Here is a 19,451-nt window from a genome sequence, read left to right as displayed (position 1 = left end):
GTTGGAAAGTGGGAAGGTTGAAAAGTTGTAAAGTTCGTTTCAGAAACACCTTGGTTCAAGCCCCATTGGAATCAAAACCTAAGAAGGGAATGGGCTAAAGCCGCATTCCTATTCAAATGCCAATTTTATTTGACTTGTATTGCCTCCTGCTTCAGCTGGAGGCTGAAATAATGAGAAAACAATTTTATGGGCTTTAGCCCAATTGGTTCAATTCCCCCTTGAGGACGGACAGGTCTCCTGACCTGCCTTCATCAGGCGGGCCTGCCCGATGCAGGCGGGCCTGCCCGACACAGGTGGGCTTGGACCTCCATGTAACACCCACCAAGCCATACAAGGTTATCCCCATACGCTCAACGTTTTACGCTCAATTTCCCTTTCCTAAAAATTTACTACTAAACTCTTGTTTTATTAATTCCCACTACCTAAATTTTACTACAGTTTATTACTGTATCGTCCTATTCTTTCACAAAAACCTCAATTTTTATGGAGAACAAAATCTCAATCCAAATCCCAGCGGCGGATTTGGCAGCTGCAAAAGCAGCGCTGGAACAGGTGCAAAGTATTTTGGCACCCTATGTAGTCGCCCTCACTCCTGAGCAGCGGAAGACCATTCCGAAGATGAGTGACGGCACTGAACCCTTCGTGGGGAAAGTATCGGAGTATGCAGTCAGCAATCCCCAATTTATGCCCCCGTTTGTCCCGAGGGAGGAATTTGAGAAGGATTGGGAGGCAGTCAGTGGCCTGCTGCCCCTGTTGAGACTCTGTACGCAGATCGAGGATACCCTCAGCGATACGACCATGCTTGCCGGTTCGGAGGCCTATATCAGCGCTCTGAGCTATTACAATTCGGTGAAGCAGGCCGCCAAGATGAATGTCCCTGATGCCAAAGCCATCTACGAGGACCTGCGAAAACGCTTTGAGGGGCAGGGAAGAAGAACTCCTCCAACTCCCTGAGTAAAAGAAAAATTGCCGGATTACACTTAACACAGGGGCCGGATGCGAAAGCGTCCGGCTTTTTTATGGCACTGCTGCCCAAAAAGACCTGGTACCTCCCTACACAAGCAAACTCCCTGGGAAGTTTACTCCCTTTTCTTGGATAAAAAGAAAACCGCTTCGCCTCAGAATCCAAACTTTTCATCTAAAAGACGAACACGCTTCCCGATTTGCTGAAATTTTTCACCCAAGTGCCGAAAGAGTTTAGCAATTCTTCGAAAAGAGCGAGCAAAACGGTAAACCGGTTTCTCGAACTGCCGAACTTTTTCACCGAATAGTCGAACCGGTTCGCTGATTTGCCGAAAAGGTTTCTCTCCGAGGCGAACTAGTTGAGAAAAAAGGCAAACTGGGGTACTTCGGAAGTGGGTAGGGGTACTTCCGAAGTACCCCCACCCCTCATTGCGAGCCTGTCTGCCAATGAGGCGGGAAGGAGAAACGACTACGAAGCAATATCAAAAGAAAGAATTGGGCTAAAGCCCGATGAAACAAAAATCCTCTGGTTTGAATGGGCTAAAGCCACATTCCAATTCAAAAACAGGTACCATAGCTTTTAATTGTCTCCTACTTCAGATGGGGAAAAATTTACTTGCCTCATGCTTCTGCTGGGGAAAAATTGACTTGCCTCCTGCTTTAGCAGGGGGATCGGAATCCTACAACAAGATTTCCTGGCTTTAGCCCAATCCTAATGATAGCTTTAGGAAAATGGAATTGCAAATTCCAGAAAAATATAAAAGCGTAGATGCTCCCGTACAGCAGTCGGGACTTCGGTTAGACCAAGGCTCTACTCCCAGAAGGGGGCAAGCAATCCTTAAAGTTCGACCCACTTCGGGGTCGGGAAAACCATGATGATTGATCTATGATTTCCACGGGTTGGGGTTCGCAAGCTCACCCACCAACCCGCGGCTATTGAAAAGTTTGACCCCTTGTCAGGGGTCATGATTTTGAAAAATTTTGTGATAATTAAATGATCCTGAAAGGATCCAACCTCTCAATAGCCCTAGGTGCAACCTAGGGAAAAAGGAATATAGTTTTTGGATCTGGCAACCCTGATAGGGGTTGAACTGGTAGGTAATCACAAAAGATATTTTTCATCGAATTCAATTTCATGTTCTTTCAAAAGAGCCTTGTATTCTTCCCTAAATGAAATTTTGCGATGATGTTCTTCTTGATTTTTGATGTAGTTGATTAATCGGTTTTTTTCTTTAATCGACTCTGAAAAAGCACCATAACCATCCTGCCAACCTTTGAACTTCGGAAAAATGCTTTCTTTTTTTATAAAGTCATCTGCAGCTAATTTGATGTCTTTGATCAAAGAGGAAATAGATAGTGTAGGATGGACATGAGTCAAAATGTGTAGGTGATCTTCAACGCCATTGATTCGATAGAGATGGCAGTTTTTATTGGTTAAAAGTTGGTGGAGATAAGCAAAAAGTCGTTTTTTCTGGTCTGGTACGATGGTAGGTTCTCGGTGTTTGGTGGAGAAAACAAAGTGATACAAAAGTTGGGTATGAGTGGCCATAACATATTGGTTTTGATTGAAAAAGATGATTTGAAAATCGCCAAATAATTCAAAAATGGCAAGGGAAAAATGAGGTGGAAATAAGTTCGACCCGCTTCGGGGTCGGGAAAATCATTGATGACGGATCCTTTTATCCACGGCCCCGATAGCCATCGGGGTCACCCGCGGTTAATGAGAGGTTTGACCCCTTGTCAGGGGTCATGATTTTGAAAAATTTTGTGATAATCAAATGATCCTGAAATGCCTGTCCGCTGTGGCGGAGATCGAACTTTTCAATAGCCCCCGGTGCAACCGGGGGTAGGAGTGAATGGTTGTTATTGGTTTTGGCAACCCTGAAGGGGTTGAACTTGTGGAAAAGGGAATTTCATCCCGACAGTTGTAGGGGATCCAAATGATATAAAAGCGTAGATGCTCCCGTACAGCTGTCGGGACTACGCTTAGACCGACACCTAGTCTACACCCAGTATAGGAACTGACCCGGTACGGGTCTGATATCGGTAGAAAACAATCATCTATAGATCAATCCGATCCGCCGCGGCGGAGTCGAATAAATAATCTCAATCCTTAATTTCTACCTATATAACATCCCTACGGGATGAACGATCTTGATGAAAAGCCCAACAGGAATTGCAAATTCCAAAGGATATTAAGGCGGAGTTGCAAACTCCGCCTAGTCAAACGAACATTCTACACTCAGAAGGGGCTCTACTCCCAGAAGGGGGCTAACATTCTATTCCCAGTCGGGGAAAAGCACCGGAACCGCAAGCCGGGTCACAGATGGTGAGTTGGAGGAGCCAGTTGCGATAGGTATCGAGCTTTTGCTTGAGTTCGGTCTTGCGCTTTCGCTCGGCTTCCTTGGTTTTATAGCTGAGGTATTTGGAGAATTCCTCGTCCACCAGTTCGAGTTCAGCTTTTTTCTCGGTACAGAGCCGACCTAGGGTATTGTCTACGATGTACTTGGTGATGTACTTGGGGGTGTAGAAGACCCCATCCCGCTTGCGCTTGGTTTTGGACTTGTCCACCGTTTCCCCGGCGAGTTGGGCACGGACATTCTCGATATCATTCAGGGAATGTTCGAAGATATGCCCGAGGATATTCGTGTCCACTTCCGTGTCGAAGTCATACTCGGTGAGCTTACGGACGTGCTTTTCCAGTACGCTGTCGGAGATCTTCAGCTCCTCCAGGACGGGATCGATGGCGAAGAGTCCCCCGTTGTAAGCGTGGATTTCGGCTTTGCCGGGTTGGACTCTTCCGGTATTCAGGTAGCCGAAGTATTTTTTGAATCGCTCGTAGATGGGACGGTACTCGTCCAGTTCCGCAAGCTTTTTCCATTGATTGACGATCTCCATGATGGAGTTGGGTGGTAGCAGCCCTTTGTCCTCGGCAAAGAAGATAAAGAGGAATCGGTCGAGGAGCTTTTGGCTTTTCTTGTAGAGAAGTAGCTCGTCTTGCTCGGGATTCTGGGTCACCAAGTCCTGCCAGAGTTCCTGCTTGAAGGAGGAGTAATCCTTGTAGAGTTGTTTGGTGATCTGCTCCTCGGCAAGCAAGGATTCCTCCTTGATCTTTTTGGGGAGTCCCTGCAGGAGATTGTCTTTTTGAAGCAGCAGCCAAAGCAGCTTAAACTGCTCATTATCCATCGCAAGGATATTGAACTCCACATAGTCCACGGCATTGTCGATGTAGAAGCGCAGCTTTTCAAAGTTGCTCGTGATCACATAGACGCAGTCGGGTTGGTTGTTTTTGTAATTGAAGGCCTGATCGCGGATTTTATCCAAGTCCTTGGTATCAGTGCCTTTGAGTTCGATCACGGCAAGGGCATTGCCGTCTTTGAGAATGGCTCCGTCGGTCTTTTTGGAATCCTTGATATTCTTAAGCTCGGTGGTCAGGTTGAAGTCCGGCTCGGGATTGATGGTATAGCCTAGGATTTTGACAAACAATTCCCGAAGGAAACCCTCCTGAAACTGCTCCTCTTTGGCGGCGCGGATATTATCCCGTATTCGGGGATTGTGAAAATAGGTCAAATAGGCGGCTAGAGCCTCCTGAATGGGTTGATTGGCCTGAGCGGCGAGGTATTTTTTGAGAACAGAACTTTGGAATAGCGCCATTGAAAAAAGGAAATCAAAAACTTCTCCCTAAAGATATGGGATGAATTGAAAATTGGAAGTCTTTTTCGGTGAGTTGGCAGAAAGTGTCAGATGAAAAAAGGGGAAAAATAAAAACCCTTGAGGTTTTTTGATTCCTCAAGGGTTGAATCTTTAGAAAAACCGCTTCATCTTCTCCAATCCTTCTTTCACTACCACTTGAGCGTCCATAGCATAATAAGTTGGATTGAAGAGTTCCAGAGAAAGGATAATCTCTCCGCCTTTGGATTTAAGGGTATTGGCAAGTTCCTGCATGGGGGCGGCACCATCTCCGGGCATCACCCGGTCTTTGTCCTGCTGCTCCAATCGGGGAATAGCTGCAGGGACATCGTTCATGTGGAAAATATCGATGGCCTGTCCGTCCAATAGTTTCATCCCCTCAAAGCCTGAACCTCCCCGAAAGAGGTGATAGACATCCGCAAGAATCTTGGCATCCTTGTCGTCTGCCACCGCAGCGACCATCATTGCTTGTCCCAAGTGGTAAAATGAGGGAAATGCCCCCCAGAATTCCAGCTGAGGCATGACCCCCGTTTTTCTCCCCAAGTCCAGTAATCGCTTATACTTTTCTCCAGCCTGCATCAGGTCCAGAGGAGCCTCCGAGCCAATAGCCGGTGCAGCCACCCGAGGACAGCCCAATTCTGCCAAAATTCCCATTTCCTTTTCCATCTGCGCAAATCCCGCTTTGCTTTTCTCCGCATCCTGAGCCATCCAAGTGGGAAAGCCGATGCAGTCAAAAAATTCCAATCCGGCATCAGAAGCCAGCTTTTTCAGAGAAGCTACGGATTTACCTTCGCCGAGATAGGCCTCGATTTCCATCATCCAGGGCTCGAAGCCATCGTATCCGGCCCGTGCTGCAAGCTCGATGATTTGTGGTAGACTGAGCTTTTGCCCGCGGATGGTGGAGGTGTTCAGGGAAAACTTGAATAGCGTATTTTCCTTGGGAGCTGAGGAGGCTTGGGCTAAAGAAGGGGCGGTGGCAAGGGGAGCCAAAGCGAGGGTTTTGAGCAGGTTTCGTCGGGAGAAGGTCATGGATTCTAAATTTTTTGTCCGTTCAGTAAATTAAATTTACCGCTTAAAGATATTTTGAAGAAATAGGTAGAAAGGCAATTTTCTATTGTCAATTTTATAGAATGCATAAAATACAATTTTTACCGCTTTTGGTTTTTTATTTTCTTTCCAGCGGGCTTTTGGCTCAGACTGTCGGTCGTAATTTGGCTTTTTTGCCCGAATACCAAGAGCAGCTTCCTTTTTTTCAGGAGCTGATTACCGGGGGTAAGTATGAGGAACCTTCGTCACTCATTCAGGGAGATCCTTACTACCATACCCGACAATTTGAATCCGGCAGCCTGACCATTAATGAAATCACTTATCCGGGAGTGCCACTTCTGTATGATATTTTCCGGGATCAGATTTTGACATTTCATCCGCTTTTCAACCAAAAGACTCTGATCAAACCCGAAAAGGTAGATCGATTTGTGATGGGAGATGGGGCTGCTTTTGCCAGAATGGAGGGAAATGAGAGTTTTGGAAAAGATGGAAGTGGATTTTACAAAGTCATCGCTGAGGGAGACTATTGGGCTGTTTCCAAACCCTACAAGACCGCCAAAGCTCTCCGTGAAATGTCCCGTTACGATGAAGTCTATGTAGAAAAAGAGACCTTTTTTCTCTGGAAAGGCGGTGCTTTTTTCCCCATATCCAAAGGCAAGGAGGCCATAGCTCTTCTCGGTCTGAACAAAGCAGAAGCCAAGCGAAAGCTTCGTGCAGAGCAGCTCAATTTTAAACAAAACCCTGAAGGCTATCTCCAGCTTTTGGTTCATCTAACTCCTTCCCAGCCATGAGAAAGAGTGCGATAGTTCTGATTTTTCTTTTATCAGCCCTTTCTATTCAGGCCCAGACCTCTGACCGAATTTCCGGGTTTTATCCCGGGATTTCCTTTGAGCGGTTTGTGGATTTGGTGGAGAAGGAGACTTCCTATCGGTTTTACTTCGATCCAAGGATGGTCAAGGAGCTTACCGTGAACCTTTCGGCCAATCAGGACAAGCTGGAGGATGTGCTTCGGGTGATTTTCGAAAAGACCCCACTGACCTTTTCCATTTCTTCAAGTAAGGAGGTTTTTCTTTTTTCTGGGGAAAAGTCGCCGGTGGAATTCCCTGCAGACTACCTAAGCAGAGGCAGTGAAGGCACTTCCTCTTCCCGCCCCATGGATGAATTTGTGCGCAATCGGCGCTATGTCTTGGGGGTGCCGGGTCCGGGTGATGAAGCCAGAATCCAAGGGCAAATCATCAGTTTGGAAAATCAGAAACCGATTGAGGGGGCTATTGTCTATGACAAAACATCACTCAGGCAGACCATTACCGATCCGGAGGGAAGATATGAGTTGCTCCTTCCCAAAGGGGATTTGACCCTGATGATTCAAAATATTGGTGGCTACACCGAGCAGCGTCTGATTACCCTGCAGGGAAGTGATCAGCTGGATATTCAGATAGGAGAGGGGATATTCTCTTTGGCCGAGGTGACTGTTCGCTCCGGAGCTTTGACTCAGGTGAGTCGTCCGGAGATGGGAGTACAGGCCCTGAGTGTACAGCAGATGAAAAAGCTCCCTGCAGTACTCGGAGAGGTGGATATCATCCGGGGGATTCTCACCCTTCCCGGAGTCAATACGGCTGGAGAGGCGAGTGTGGGGTTCAATGTCCGTGGAGGTGCCGCCGATCAAAACCTGATTCTTTTGGGACAAAATACCTTGTTCAACCCATCCCATCTTTTCGGGTTTTTCTCAGCAGTCAATTCCGATATGGTGGAGGGAGTGGAGCTTTACAAAGCAGGAATTCCTGTCAGCTATGGAGGCCGCTTGTCTTCAGTCCTTCAGGTGACTCCCAAAGTGGGGAGGAAAGACCGAATTGGTGGCTCGGGAGGTATAGGGCCACTGACCAGTCGTCTGTCTCTCGAAGGACCCATCGGTCAAAAGACCACCTTTACTTTGGGTACTCGACTCACCTATTCGGATTGGTTGTTGGACTATTTGGAGGAAAGAGCGGATTTGGGAGCTAGCCGGGCGTTTTTTGGAGATTTGAATGGCTCTATCCAGAATGAGATTGGGGAGAAAGACCGACTTACCCTTTCTGGCTATCTGAGTAGAGATGAGTTTCAGTTTGACCCGGATACGGTCTATCGGTATTCCAATGAGAATTTTTCCCTGACTTGGACTCATTATTTCAATGATGAACTGGAGGCAGACTTTTCTGTGGGGCAGGATGGGTATTCTTTTGAAGTGGAAGGTCAGGATAATCCACTGAATTCTTATATCTACCGATTTGAAATACTCCAACGCTTTTTGAAGGCTCAGTTTCGACAGGAAAAAGGAGATCGTCACATCCTTACTTATGGATTCCATGGGATTCATTACCGACTCAATCCGGGGACTTTAAACCCACTGGGAGCTGAAAGTATCGTGATTCCGGATGAGCTTCCGGAGGAACAAGGATTGGAGCTTTCAGCATTTTTGGGAGACGAGTTTAAAATCAACGAGCAGTGGACAGTAAGCGGGGGAGTGCGGTTGAACTGGTTTGGGTTTTTGGGGCCACAGGTTTTGCCTGCCTACGCGGAAGGAGCTCCTTACTTGCCGGAAAACATTATAGGAGAAGAAAACTATTCCTCCGGTGAGTTAATCAAGAGTTATTTTGGTCCGGAATTCCGCTTTTCTGCCCGGTATGCGCTGAATAACTGGTCATCCATCAAGGCTGGAGTCAATTCCATGCGGCAAAACATCCACTTGCTCAGCAATTCTTCAGTGATCACTCCTACGGATACTTGGAAGCTCAGCGACGCTTTCCTTGCGCCTCAGCGGGGGATTCAGTACGCCTTGGGCTATTTCCGGAATATGAACAACAATACCTTGGAGTTTTCGGCAGAAGTCTACTACCGCTCCATGCAGAATTTGCTGGATTACCGTTCCGGAGCAACGATCGTACTCAATGAACGGATCGAGCAGGATGTCTTGGTGACACAGGGGCAGGCCTATGGTTTGGAGCTTTTTCTGAAGAAAAGCACAGGAAAGCTGAACGGTTCTTTGGCATATACTTATAGCCGGTCTTTGTTGAGATCTGACCCCAGCGAGCAAAAGGAACAAATCAATCGTGGGGAGTGGTACCCCAGCAATTTTGACCAGCCTCACAATGCCAATTTGGTCTTGAATTATGAGCTAAGCAAAAGGATCAATACCACTTTGGCAGGGAAATACAGTACGGGCCGGCCGGTGACTTTGCCTATTTCCAAATTTGAATACGGAGGATCCGAGCGGGTGTACTTTGGGGATAGGAACTCCTTCCGGGTACCGGATTACTTTAGGCTGGACCTTTCGATCAATTTGGAAGGCAATCACAAAGTAAACAAGGTGGCTCACGGTTCTTGGTCCTTTGGGGTGTACAATATTCTCGGGCGGGACAATGCCTACTCCGTGTATTATGTGCCGGAAGGAGGTTCACTTCAGGGCTATCAGTTGGCCATTTTTGCTGAGCCGATTCCATTCATTACCTATAATTTCCGATTTTGATGAATATGCTGCTTAGACTTTTTGTGGTGATTGCCTTGGGGATGACGTCCTGCAGGATTCCTTTTGACCCTGAGGTGCCGGATACGTTTACTGATGTGCTGATCGTGGAGGGATATTTGGATTCGGAAGGGAAACCCAGTGAATTACGACTTAGCAAGACGGTTCCTTTGAGTGCGGATACTTCTTCCCTTCCTGAAACCAATGCCAGGGTTTTTTTGACAGCCTTCTCAGGAGAATCTTATCCTTTGACCGAAACAGAACCGGGGATTTACCTTTTTCAGGCAGATGTGCCAGAGGAGGGGACCTATACTTTGGAGATTCAGCTCGCCAATGGAGATCGGTATCAATCCCAGCCTATCCGCCCTATTTTGACCCCTGAGATCATCGATGTGGGTTATAACCGAAATGAAGATGGTGTAGAGGTATTTATATCAACAAAAGGGGATGAAAACGCGGATGATTTTCTCTGGACCTATGAAGAAACCTGGATTTACCGACCTAGAATCAGGACTACGTATATCTATGACCCCGAATTGAGGGATGTGAGATTTCGAACTGAAGCGGAGCAGATTTCTCTTTGCTTCAAAACAGAATCCAGCCCGGATATTTTATTGGAAACAAGTTCAAGATTTCAGGATCAAGTGGTTTTTCAAAAAACCATTACGCAAATCCCTGAGGGAGATGAGCGTATCATGGAGCGCTACAGCATTTTGATTGCTCAAAAGGCAATCTCAGAGGATGCGGTTCAGTTTTGGGATATTCTGAAGAAAAACACAGAGGATATTGGCTCCATTTTCAGCCCTCTTCCTTCGCAAATCACAGGAAATATCCGAAGCTTGGATGAGGAAGGCCGCCCCGTGGTCGGGCAAGTCAGCATGGGAGTGGTTCAGGAAATCCGGCTTTATGTTGACTTTGTAGATGTATTGCCTTGGCCATATATCGACCCGCAGTTTAACGATTGTGTGATCGGATCGGACGAAGTGAGAATTCCCGACTATTCTGCAATTTTCGGAAGTGGATTTACCCTTCCTGCCAGAGAATTGTTAGTAGGGACGTCCATCGTGGGCTATTACCCCACTGATCGAAGATGTGCAGACTGCACGCTATATGCATCACCGGTAAGACCTGATTTTTGGGAAGATGAATAAGACCAAAATGAACAAGATAATTTCCTTTTTCTCTTCCAAAACCAGTTGGATTGCAATACTCATTCTTGCTTCGGTGAATTTCAGCCTTGCAAGACAGGAAACCAACCTGATCGAGGAGGTGTCTTTTTCGATACCCAAAACCCTATTTTTCACTGGAGAAAAAATCTGGCTGGAAGCCCAAGTGAACATCAAGGACAGAATCAGTCCTTCTCAGGTCCTTTATGCGGAATTGGTGGATGCCAACTCCAACTCCATGGATTACGTCAAAATCCCTCTGCAGCAAGGAAAGGCATTGAATTATTTTTCCATCAACCAAAAAATCCCCTCAGGAAACTACCTCCTGAGAGTATACACTCGGATCAGCCCCTACCTCAATCCGGAGTCAGGGATGGCTCAGCAGCTGATCACGATCATCAATCCCACTCTTCCTCCGTCTTCCCCGGCTGAACCTTCGGCACAGCGGTCAAGCCCTCCCCAAGAGACCTTTCAAGCAAAAAAATCCAGTCAACTTCCCGAATCTTCGATCAACTGGGACTCTTCCGCTTCCTCTTTTGGGATTTCCATAGCCAATCCATTTCTGCCTGAAGAGCAAAAACAACTACTCTCCGGCGAAATCTACCAACCCATCGAAAGTCAAACCCTCTTACCGGAGTTGTTTGGTCATATAGTGCAAGTCAGGGTGCCGGAATTTATTCCCGAATCCACCTACTTTCTTTCCGTGCATGGAAGTCAAAGTGCCCTGTTTACCGATATTCCTGACGGGGAGGGGAAATTGCTTTTTGATATTGGCGGACTCAAGCATTGGGACCGGATGATTATTCAGTTGGAAGATGGAGCCGAAATGCCCGGAATCGAGGTGGTTCCTCCTCTGATCAAAACCAGATTTAAAGATGGGTTCTCCATTCCTCCTTTGGTGCTGGAGGAGGGTGATTTACCTTATTTGGAAAAGCTGCTCAAAGCATCCATTGTGGAGGCTAACTATCAAACCCAATTTATCGACGACTCTTTGAAAGTCGTGACGGGGTTTGTGGCGGATTTCACCTACTTCTTGGATGATTATACCCGATTTGAGGAGGTAGAGACGGTATTGAGAGAATATGTCCCTTCGGTTTTTGTCCGCTCAGAACAAAGGAAAAAAGTATTCCGTCTCGTGGATAATCCGGGAAATAAGGTCTTTGATTCCAATCCGCTGATCTTGGTTGATGCCATGCCGGTCTTTGATTCGGATCTTTTGGCTCAGTTTAATCCCAAGTATTTTTCCAAATTGGAGGTGCTAAACCGGGAGTTTTTTCTTAACGAACGAACCTATGACGGGGTGTTGAGCTTTAGCAGCTACCAAAATGACTTTGGTCTTTTCCCTTTGGCCAATAATGCCCGTTTTTTTGATTATTTCGGACTGCAGCCTTTGTCTGTTTTAGATAAGGGGCAGTTTTCAAAACCTGCCGAAAACCGACGCTATCCCGACTGGAGGACGGTTCTTTATTGGTCAAGCTCTTCGCCCCTTCCTGCTTCCATCGCTGCTCCGGATTGGGAGGGCGTGTTTTTGATTTGGAAAAGGATCCCCACAGCGGATGGCAAACAGCAAGTGGAGCGAACCTATTTCAGGGTAGATTGATAGCTCAGTCCGCTTTTCTTCCCAATTCTTCCTTCAGAAACTTATTCAACTTGGCCTCATAGGCTTTGGATTCAGGATATTCTGGAATCAGCCCTTTCTTTTCCGGGAAGGTCTCCATATGCAAGGTCTGAGTAGGGAAGGCAAAACGAACTCCCAGGGAATTAGCCAGTTTGACAGTCTGAACGAGGATTTCATGTCTTGCTCTCAATTCTTCACCCCAAGTAGGAAGCTCGAAGAATATGTAAAACATGATGTCTTGGCTGTAGGAAGAAAGATTGTTGAAATAGACGTGATAGAGATCTTTTCTCGTGTCCGGATGGGAAATTACAATTTCCCTTAGGCCTTCCACAAATTTTTCGATCAGCTCAGGCGGGGTGTCATAGGTGATGGTCAGTGTGGTGAAAAAGCGTCGGTATTTTCTCAGCCCGTGATTATCCACTACAGAGTCGGCAATCTTTCCATTTGGGACATACATGACCGAATTTCGGAAGGTACGGATTCGGGTAGAGCGGAAACCCACTTCCTCCACCGTACCGTCAATATCTCCAGAAGTCACCCAATCGCCCACTTGGAAGGGCTTGTCAATGAAAATCATGATAGACCCGAAGAAGTTTTTGATGGTGTCCTGGGCTGCCAAGGCGATTGCCACCCCACCAATGGACAAGCCGGTCAGAAAAGGAATGATGTCGAAGTTTAATCCATCCCGGAGTATGAAAAGAGTACCCACCAGGATGACAAGTGCTTTAAGCGTCTTGCGAATCAATGGAACGAGCTGATCATCGAGAGTTGATTCTGTTTTGGTAGCCAAATGCTGGAAATACGCCGCGACCACATCCACAATTTTGTAGAAAATCACCGTGATCAGGAAAGGCTTCAAGGTATTGAAGACAATGATCACCCAGCTCCAAATCTCAGCAGGCAGCTGAAGGACTCGGACAAAGAGAGAAAGCAAAACCACAATCAGATAAAAACTGGTGATTTTGGCTATGGGAAGCAGGTAGTTTTCTCCGATATATCCGTAGCCCAGCCTTTTCAACAGGTAAATCAATCCCCGATCTACCAAAAAGGTGAAAATCAGATGTGCCAAAAAGGTAAGGATGATGAGTAAAAAGAGCCCGGTCAGTTGCCAAGTCTGCAGCCCGAGATATTCATCAGTTCCGATTTTTGGAAGGATATTGAGCAGCTTGTCAGTCCCGAATGGGTAGGTTTCGTCATGGAGTCGCTCGATCCGGGAGACAGAAAAAGCGGAGAATTTCCATTGATTCCCCCTTTTCTCGAGGTATATGCTGGGAACTTTGGCCGCATCAAAGTAGAATCTGGGCTCCCCTCCTGCGGTAGAATCTACATAGACAGGATCGTTGGGAATTTCACTCGTGCGAATGATGACTCCTTTCCCTTCCAAGATTTGTTTCAGCTTAATGGCTAAGTCTTCCGGATCTCCTTCCACTCCCCGAATGTCCAGTGTCTTTGCAGAGATATCGGGCTGGAAATGGTTTTTCTCCAGATTGAAAAAGAAAGTCAAGGTGGTATGATAGGGTGTTGTCAGATTGACCTCTTCGGAGAGTCCCTCTGCCTGTTGCTCATCTATGATGAGCTGAGCAAAGGCCGGATTCAGGGTAAAAAAAAGTAAGGAAAATAGTAGAAAACAGGGTATACGCTTCATTTCAGTCATTTGAATGAGGCCGCAAGTTACGCAATCAATAAAGTCTGCCCAAAAACTTCCGAATCAATCGGGCATCAAGTACTGGAATGTATTTTTCCCTGAGCGGGTATAGATGGCATATTGACCCTCAGACGCCCGGTGAAGGATTTGAATTGGCCCTTCACTTTCCAGAGGTGGCTGGGTAAGCAGGGTGCCCTGCAGGTCATAGAGGTAGCCAAAGCCCTGCTCCGGGTCAGTGACTGCAAGGAGGCGGCGGTTGGCTCCAAAGTCAAATAATTTAAAAATCAACTGCTCCCCAGCCAAAGGCAAACTGAAAAGCAACTTTTCTTCACCGTCCAAAATCAGGGTTTTGTTGAACTGCCGCACCAAAATCAGGTAGGTTAGCTCGGACTGGTCAGAGAGCAATTCAAATCGGTCGTCCCGGTTGTCTTTAATCAGCTGATTTCGGTAATTGATTTCTCCCGAAAAACCCGAACGGATAAGTTCTCCGGATTGGGAAATCCCCTGGATTTGGAAGGGAGTCTTGTCCTTGGTGATGGCTAATGAGGTGGTAATCTCTGCCCCGAAATCAATTGGCCCTCCTTCTTGCCTTTCCCCACGTCGATTGAGCAGGTGAAGCTTTCCCGATTTACCCTGAGCCACCATGTAGTCACCCATGCCGGGTACTCGGACGTGTTCCGGTGCTTTGAGTAGGGGGTCTTTTAGAGCTAGCGGATTCCAGCCATCCAGCTTTTGTCCGGATCGGTCAGTCAGCCAAAGGTTACCATTCGCTGTAGCAAGGAAATAGCGGTAGTCCTTGGAGTTATCGTAATCGACCAGATTGAGATGGGTTATTTTCTCATTTTTGAGGGAAAAAGGGAAGCCGGGAAGTGAATTGCCTAGCCTGTCTATACCATGCACTTGATCTGCTGTCGCAAAAAGCAATTGGAGCTTTCCGTTTTTGTAGTAGTCGATTTGGAAAACTTCTGAAATGATAGGGCCTGATAGCTCTTTGGTAAACACAGTTTGACCTGCTGAATTGAGCAGAAAAAGCGTGTTTTGCTCATCCTGAAGGACCAAATCTTGGGTTTTGTCATTGAAGTTGAGAACAGCACGTGGACCAAAAATCAGCGGATTGCTGAAAGTGATTTCCTGGTTAGGGGCTAAGACCAGAGTTGGATTGGTGATTTTTTCCTTTGGACCTTCACTTTCAAACGGGATCAGAATTGTAGCTTCTTTTTTGCCAGAATACTCATTGATTCGGAAAGTCAGGTAAGGAAAAGAACGGAATACTGAGCCATATTTCTGTAGAAAAGTACTCCAGGAAGGATTGGCTTCCTTTGTCCATTGATTCCAGATTTTGGGAAGGAAAAAGGTTTTGCTGTAGCCGGCAGCAGGTGAAATGGACTTTGGGCTAGGGTCATTTGCCTTGGCTTTGTTCCAAGTATTGCCTAGATAGAAATCATCCAGAAACATCTTCATCCCTGAAGCGGAATTGGCTATGACCAGAATTTCACCGACAAGGGTAAGATGGGACTGGGGAAATCCCCAAAATTTTCCGCTGAAAAGATGGGCAGGAAACTCCTCCTCAGGGAAAAACAGGATTTCATTGTCCCGGTAGAAATCGCGGGAAAGCCCCTCAGCTTCATTTCGGAATTCTTGGAGAAAGGCCCAAGTCTGTTCCGGATTGTTAGTTTTTGCCAGAAGAATTTGATTGTTTCTTTGGTTGCCCAAGTTTTCGAGTTTGAGCAGGTATTGCTCTCCGGTAAAACTATCCAGAAATCCACGGTCCAATAATTTGGCCTGAAACTCCCCACTCAAGGTAGACTTGGGGACAAAGGATTTGTTTTGTAGTCTTTGAGCTTGGAAAATATCCGGTAAATTAATTTGGGTCAATGCAAGGGTATTATTGGTAATCAGCTTTTCGAAATCGGGAAAATTAGCTTTTACTGAAGGGAGAAACTGGATCTCGGTCTCCAGAGATATAGGCCCTTTTAGCTGAATTTGGTTTTCCTCCAAAGCCAGATTAAGTGCTACTGCATAGTCTTGACTGCTCATTTCGCGGATCACTCCGTTTTCCCGATCTACACTGATTCCGGATAGAAGCCGGGACACACCCTTGGAGGTCAAAATCAGGCGCCCCAAGCCAGAGGGAGGTGAGGAATTGGGGTCTAAGGTAGAAGAGAGGTTTGGTTGGGTGGGGTCAAGAAAAAGACGGATAGCCTCCTCAATCAGGAATGAAGTGGAGGAGATGACCAAAACATTACCAAGCGCTGTAATTGTCCATTGGGGATTGTTGGATGAGTCAATAAACTCCCAAATCGGCTGGTCACTGTACTTTCTGGACTTGAATTGGCCTTTTTCTGCCAGTTGAGTTCTAAAATCTTCCAAGTACTCCGTCGCAGATTGATTGCCAAAATTTAGGGCATACATCAAGTCAAAGCTATCGATTCCGGTGGAGTGGTAGCTGATGGTGACTTGTTTGTTTCTAAGAGCTTTGGTCACCAGTCCCGCATTACCGGTCAGGCTGTCCAAAGTTACCAACTGGTCTGCCAGGCTTTCCATTGCCGGAAGCTGGGAAAGCAAATTCCACACAGGATGAGAAACCAGGTCATTCCAGGCTTGATCGGCCGAATTGGTCTCGAAGGTGAATGCTGCCTCACTGGAAATGAGTTCGAGATTACTGATCGACCGGGAGGAAAAGTAAGTTTGGTACAGTGAATATCCACCCCAGCCCATGGCGAGTAGGGCAATCAGGACCAGAAGACTTTTCCAGATTTTCACTGACGAATTTTGGGTGAATGAATTTCGAGTTTACAAAAAAGACCCAAGAATTCCCCATCATAGGGCATATTCTTGGGTCTGATTTTATTCAGAAAGTGGATTACTTTGCCAGCTTGTCGAGGACATTCATCACTTCTTTCACGTGGCCCCTTGAAGTTTCCAGAAGAGCCTTTTCTTCTTCGTTCAAGTCCAGTTCAATGACTTTTTCGATTCCGTTTTTGCCTAGGATTACAGGTACTCCCAAGTAGCAATCGTCGATTCCGTACTCTCCATCCAGCTTGATGCATACAGGGAATACTCTTTTTTGATTTTTCAGGATGGCTTCTACCATTTGAGCAGCTGCCGAACCCGGTGCATACCAAGCAGAAGTGCCCATCAGCTTGACCAATTCGCCACCGCCAAATTTGGTTCTTTCGATGATCGCGTCCAGCTTATCTTTGGCTACAAGCTCAGTGACAGGGATACCTGCTACCGTAGTGTATCGAGGAAGTGGCACCATAGTGTCTCCGTGACCTCCCATCAGGATAGCCTGGATTTCCTTTCCGGATACATTGAGTTCGTCTGCCAAAAATGCTCTGTAACGAGCAGTGTCGAGGATTCCTGCCATACCCATTACTTTGGTACGTGGAAGTCCGGAAGTCAGGTGGGCCTGATAGGTCATGACATCAAGTGGATTGGATACCACGATGATGATTGCGTCAGGAGAATATTTGATTACATTTTCTGTCACAGACTTTACGATACCAGCATTGGTTTCGATCAGGTCGTCGCGGGTCATTCCGGGTTTTCTTGGAAGTCCGGAAGTAATTACGACTACGTCCGAGTTGGCTGTTTTGCTGTAATCTGCGGTGCTACCGACTGTTTTGCTGTCGTATTGATTGATGGGAGCTTTTTGCCAGATGTCGAGTGCTTTACCCTCAGCCACTCCCTCTTTGATATCTACCAAAACAATCTCCTCGGCTATTTCCCGATAGGCTAAAACATCAGCACAGGTGGCACCTACGTTACCTGCACCTACTACGGTTACTTTGCTCATGATTTTATCTGTTTTTTTGAATGAATGCCTTGAAAAGCGGCGCTAAGATATTAAACAACGGCAAGGAATTGAAGCCGGTTTCAGAATACTTTGGCAGAAGGCGGGGAATTTTGATGAACGAAAACAGGGCGGGATAAACAGCCTATTCAAACATCTGCCTGAGGCTGAAAAACCCGAATGATTCCCTGTAGGAGCGAAACAGCCGCTGATTATTTGCATTGTAATATTCAGCCAGTGAAGTCATCATTTTTGCCTTGATCTTTGGGTTGCTGTCGAAAATCTCCTGAATGGCAAAATGCGGAATCACGATCAGCTGAGCTTCATCGGAGGTGATAATGGCCGTGTAGGTTCTTTTGGCATTTTCTATCAGAGAGTTTTCCCCGAAAGCATCTCCTTTTCCCAGTTCCATGATAGTCTCAAAGTTATCTTTGATATCGATGGTCAGTTCGATGGTCCCTTTTTTAATCAAGTACATCGCCTGACTGGGATCTTTGCTAAAGAAGACCACCTCGTCCTTCATATACTTTCGGTGATGTAGGGTAGGAAGAAATCGAGCGAGTTCCTTTTGTCTTAGCCTTTCAAAAAATTTGATTCCTTGGAGAAATTCAAACATTTGGATTTCCTCGGGTTCATAGGTTTTAGAAAAAGGATTGCGCATGATTCAGCTTTTTTTGAAGTAAAAGACTTTTCTTGTAGATGGACCCCGCTTGGCCCAATCTGCGATTCGGAAACCGATCACCCAGGCTATTTTTCCACTGGAAACCAGCACCTTCACCTGCTGTTTTTTGATCAAAGGGACTTTGGAGTCGATAAGAAAGTCAGAGATTTTCTTTTCCGCATTCATTCCCAAAGGCATAAATCGATCGCCTTCCTTCCAGTTTCTTATTTCCAGGGGAAATTCCAGCAGATCTTCGTCCAATTGAGCGTTTTCAGGAGAAGAATCGATGGGGATAGTAGGTGAAACCCTGGCTATCCGATAAGTGCCTTCAGGAAGATAAATTTCCACAGACTTTTCTTCTACAGAAATTCCGTCAAATTCGATAGGCTTTGGAGCAAGATATATTCCGGTTCTATCCAAATTGATTAGGTGACTTGGGCTGTAAAAAACCGTTCCCGGCTTGGGTTCTGCTACCGAGGAGTGAATTTGATTTACTTGGTCCGGCTGGAATCCATAGGGCCTCAACCAGAAGTAAAGAAGACTTGCTCCCCCGGGCTGATGCTGAATTGAGGTATAGGGGAGAAAAGATCCATCTTCGTCTGTCTGGACATGGATGGATTTCCAATCCTCAAATAGCCCTGAAAAGGCCTTTCCGGTATCTTTGAGTCGGGAAAAACTCGTTAGCAGGTTGGCTTTGGCATCCGACGCAACCTCATACAGTGCAGGCAGGGCCTCTAGCCTTAGTTTGTTTCGTTTGTAGTCTGATTTGGCATTGGAGCTGTCTTCCCTCCATTCCAGTTGGTTGGATTTTGCATATTCAAGAAGGTTTTCTTTAGAAAAGGACAATAAAGGCCGGATGAGCCAACCCTTTTTTTCAGCCATGCCATAAAGGCCTTCTATCCCGGTACCCCGAAGTAAATTGAGGAAAATGGTCTCCAACTGATCATCCTCATGATGAGCTAGGAAGATTCCTTGAAGGTGATTTTGTGCTCTGATTTTTTCAAAAAAATCATAACGGATTTCCCGGGCTGCCATTTGTATGGAAATTCCTTTCTCCTCGGCGATTTTCTGAGTATTCCCATGGTGGAGGTGAAAAGGGATTCCCCATTCGTCGGAAATCCTGGCTGAGAATTCTGCATCCTGCTCGCTTTCTTCACCTCTCAATTGAAAATTGACATGGGCTATTTCAAAGGGGATTCCTGATTTCCAAAGTAAGTGGGCGAGACATACACTGTCCACTCCTCCACTGAATCCAAGCAGGTAACGACCTTCCTTTTTCAGGTCAAGTCGGGGAAGAATCTCGGAAGTAAACTGGTCCAACATCGATCAAAAATAGGTTTTTATTTGGATTAGGTGAATTCGGGAC

14 protein-coding genes are annotated in these 19,451 nt (G+C 46.4%); 5 read left to right on the top strand and 9 right to left on the bottom strand.

All coding sequences use genetic code 11. The annotated features are described in order from the left end of the window. Positions 1-193: 193 nt before the first annotated feature. Positions 194-346, bottom strand: a complete 153-nt coding sequence (locus AAA942_RS14265; protein WP_338220968.1) for a hypothetical protein — start codon at positions 344-346, stop codon at positions 194-196. A 137-nt stretch (positions 347-483) separates the two neighbouring features. Between AAA942_RS14265 and AAA942_RS14260 the strand changes: the two genes are divergently transcribed. Further along, positions 484-954: a hypothetical protein gene (locus tag AAA942_RS14260; protein ID WP_338220967.1), complete on the top strand. Its 471-nt coding sequence runs from the start codon at positions 484-486 to the stop codon at positions 952-954. Positions 955-2,065: 1,111 nt separating this feature from the next. Here the strand turns inward: AAA942_RS14260 and tnpA are convergent. The 3 genes from tnpA to AAA942_RS14245 form a co-directional block, all read right to left on the bottom strand. Then, entirely contained in the window at positions 2,066-2,512 is a 447-nt protein-coding gene (gene tnpA, locus AAA942_RS14255; RefSeq protein WP_338220966.1) for an IS200/IS605 family transposase, read from the bottom strand. 722 nt (positions 2,513-3,234) lie between these two features. Continuing rightward, a complete protein-coding gene (locus AAA942_RS14250; RefSeq protein WP_338220965.1) occupies positions 3,235-4,617 on the bottom strand; it encodes a hypothetical protein in 1,383 nt (460 codons plus the stop codon). Between the two features lie 150 nt (positions 4,618-4,767). Next, positions 4,768-5,682 (bottom strand): sugar phosphate isomerase/epimerase family protein, encoded by a 915-nt coding sequence (locus AAA942_RS14245; RefSeq protein ID WP_338220964.1) that lies wholly within the window; start codon positions 5,680-5,682, stop codon positions 4,768-4,770. A gap of 101 nt (positions 5,683-5,783) precedes the next feature. On the opposite strand from AAA942_RS14245, the gene AAA942_RS14240 reads away from it, so the two are divergent. From AAA942_RS14240 to AAA942_RS14225, 4 genes are read left to right on the top strand one after another with little or no spacing between them, the layout of a single operon-like run. Beyond that, positions 5,784-6,491: a hypothetical protein gene (locus tag AAA942_RS14240; RefSeq protein ID WP_338220963.1), complete on the top strand. Its 708-nt coding sequence runs from the start codon at positions 5,784-5,786 to the stop codon at positions 6,489-6,491. Next, complete coding sequence (locus AAA942_RS14235) at positions 6,488-9,202, top strand: TonB-dependent receptor (RefSeq protein WP_338220962.1); 2,715 nt, start codon at positions 6,488-6,490, stop codon at positions 9,200-9,202. The genes AAA942_RS14240 and AAA942_RS14235 overlap by 4 nt, the downstream gene beginning before the upstream one ends. After that, positions 9,202-10,350, top strand: a complete 1,149-nt coding sequence (locus tag AAA942_RS14230) for a DUF4249 domain-containing protein (protein ID WP_338220961.1) — start codon at positions 9,202-9,204, stop codon at positions 10,348-10,350. The genes AAA942_RS14235 and AAA942_RS14230 overlap by 1 nt, the downstream gene beginning before the upstream one ends. Positions 10,351-10,357: 7 nt before the next feature. Then, complete coding sequence (locus AAA942_RS14225) at positions 10,358-11,965, top strand: hypothetical protein (protein ID WP_338220960.1); 1,608 nt, start codon at positions 10,358-10,360, stop codon at positions 11,963-11,965. Positions 11,966-11,969: 4 nt separating this feature from the next. Here the strand turns inward: AAA942_RS14225 and AAA942_RS14220 are convergent, their stop codons facing one another. From AAA942_RS14220 to tilS, 5 genes are all read right to left on the bottom strand, one after another. Continuing rightward, positions 11,970-13,628, bottom strand: a complete 1,659-nt coding sequence (locus AAA942_RS14220) for a mechanosensitive ion channel family protein (RefSeq protein ID WP_338220959.1) — start codon at positions 13,626-13,628, stop codon at positions 11,970-11,972. A gap of 63 nt (positions 13,629-13,691) precedes the next feature. Further along, complete coding sequence (locus AAA942_RS14215) at positions 13,692-16,391, bottom strand: hypothetical protein (protein ID WP_338220958.1); 2,700 nt, start codon at positions 16,389-16,391, stop codon at positions 13,692-13,694. A gap of 100 nt (positions 16,392-16,491) precedes the next feature. Next, positions 16,492-17,427: a malate dehydrogenase gene (mdh, locus tag AAA942_RS14210; protein WP_338220957.1), complete on the bottom strand. Its 936-nt coding sequence runs from the start codon at positions 17,425-17,427 to the stop codon at positions 16,492-16,494. Positions 17,428-17,569: 142 nt separating this feature from the next. After that, entirely contained in the window at positions 17,570-18,085 is a 516-nt protein-coding gene (locus AAA942_RS14205) for a Crp/Fnr family transcriptional regulator (protein WP_338220956.1), read from the bottom strand. A gap of 3 nt (positions 18,086-18,088) precedes the next feature. Further along, positions 18,089-19,408 (bottom strand): tRNA lysidine(34) synthetase TilS, encoded by a 1,320-nt coding sequence (tilS, locus tag AAA942_RS14200; protein WP_338220955.1) that lies wholly within the window; start codon positions 19,406-19,408, stop codon positions 18,089-18,091. Between the last annotated feature and the right edge of the window lie 43 nt (positions 19,409-19,451).

Source organism: Algoriphagus sp. oki45 (genome assembly GCF_036245605.1).
Classification (GTDB): domain Bacteria; phylum Bacteroidota; class Bacteroidia; order Cytophagales; family Cyclobacteriaceae; genus Algoriphagus.
The sequence above is the reverse complement of the archived record's forward strand: the minus strand, read 5'-3'. Positions and strand labels throughout refer to the sequence as shown.

Coding starts and splice junctions, on each gene's coding strand:
- AAA942_RS14245 (WP_338220964.1), bottom strand. CDS start 5,682: ATGACCTTCTCCCGACGAAACCTGCTCAAAACCCTCGCTTTGGCTCCC.
- AAA942_RS14265 (WP_338220968.1), bottom strand. CDS start 346: ATGGGGATAACCTTGTATGGCTTGGTGGGTGTTACATGGAGGTCCAAG.
- AAA942_RS14220 (WP_338220959.1), bottom strand. CDS start 13,628: ATGAAGCGTATACCCTGTTTTCTACTATTTTCCTTACTTTTTTTTACC.
- AAA942_RS14225 (WP_338220960.1), top strand. CDS start 10,358: ATGAACAAGATAATTTCCTTTTTCTCTTCCAAAACCAGTTGGATTGCA.
- AAA942_RS14235 (WP_338220962.1), top strand. CDS start 6,488: ATGAGAAAGAGTGCGATAGTTCTGATTTTTCTTTTATCAGCCCTTTCT.
- AAA942_RS14240 (WP_338220963.1), top strand. CDS start 5,784: ATGCATAAAATACAATTTTTACCGCTTTTGGTTTTTTATTTTCTTTCC.
- tilS (WP_338220955.1), bottom strand. CDS start 19,408: ATGTTGGACCAGTTTACTTCCGAGATTCTTCCCCGACTTGACCTGAAA.
- mdh (WP_338220957.1), bottom strand. CDS start 17,427: ATGAGCAAAGTAACCGTAGTAGGTGCAGGTAACGTAGGTGCCACCTGT.
- tnpA (WP_338220966.1), bottom strand. CDS start 2,512: ATGGCCACTCATACCCAACTTTTGTATCACTTTGTTTTCTCCACCAAA.
- AAA942_RS14250 (WP_338220965.1), bottom strand. CDS start 4,617: ATGGCGCTATTCCAAAGTTCTGTTCTCAAAAAATACCTCGCCGCTCAG.
- AAA942_RS14230 (WP_338220961.1), top strand. CDS start 9,202: ATGAATATGCTGCTTAGACTTTTTGTGGTGATTGCCTTGGGGATGACG.
- AAA942_RS14260 (WP_338220967.1), top strand. CDS start 484: ATGGAGAACAAAATCTCAATCCAAATCCCAGCGGCGGATTTGGCAGCT.
- AAA942_RS14205 (WP_338220956.1), bottom strand. CDS start 18,085: ATGCGCAATCCTTTTTCTAAAACCTATGAACCCGAGGAAATCCAAATG.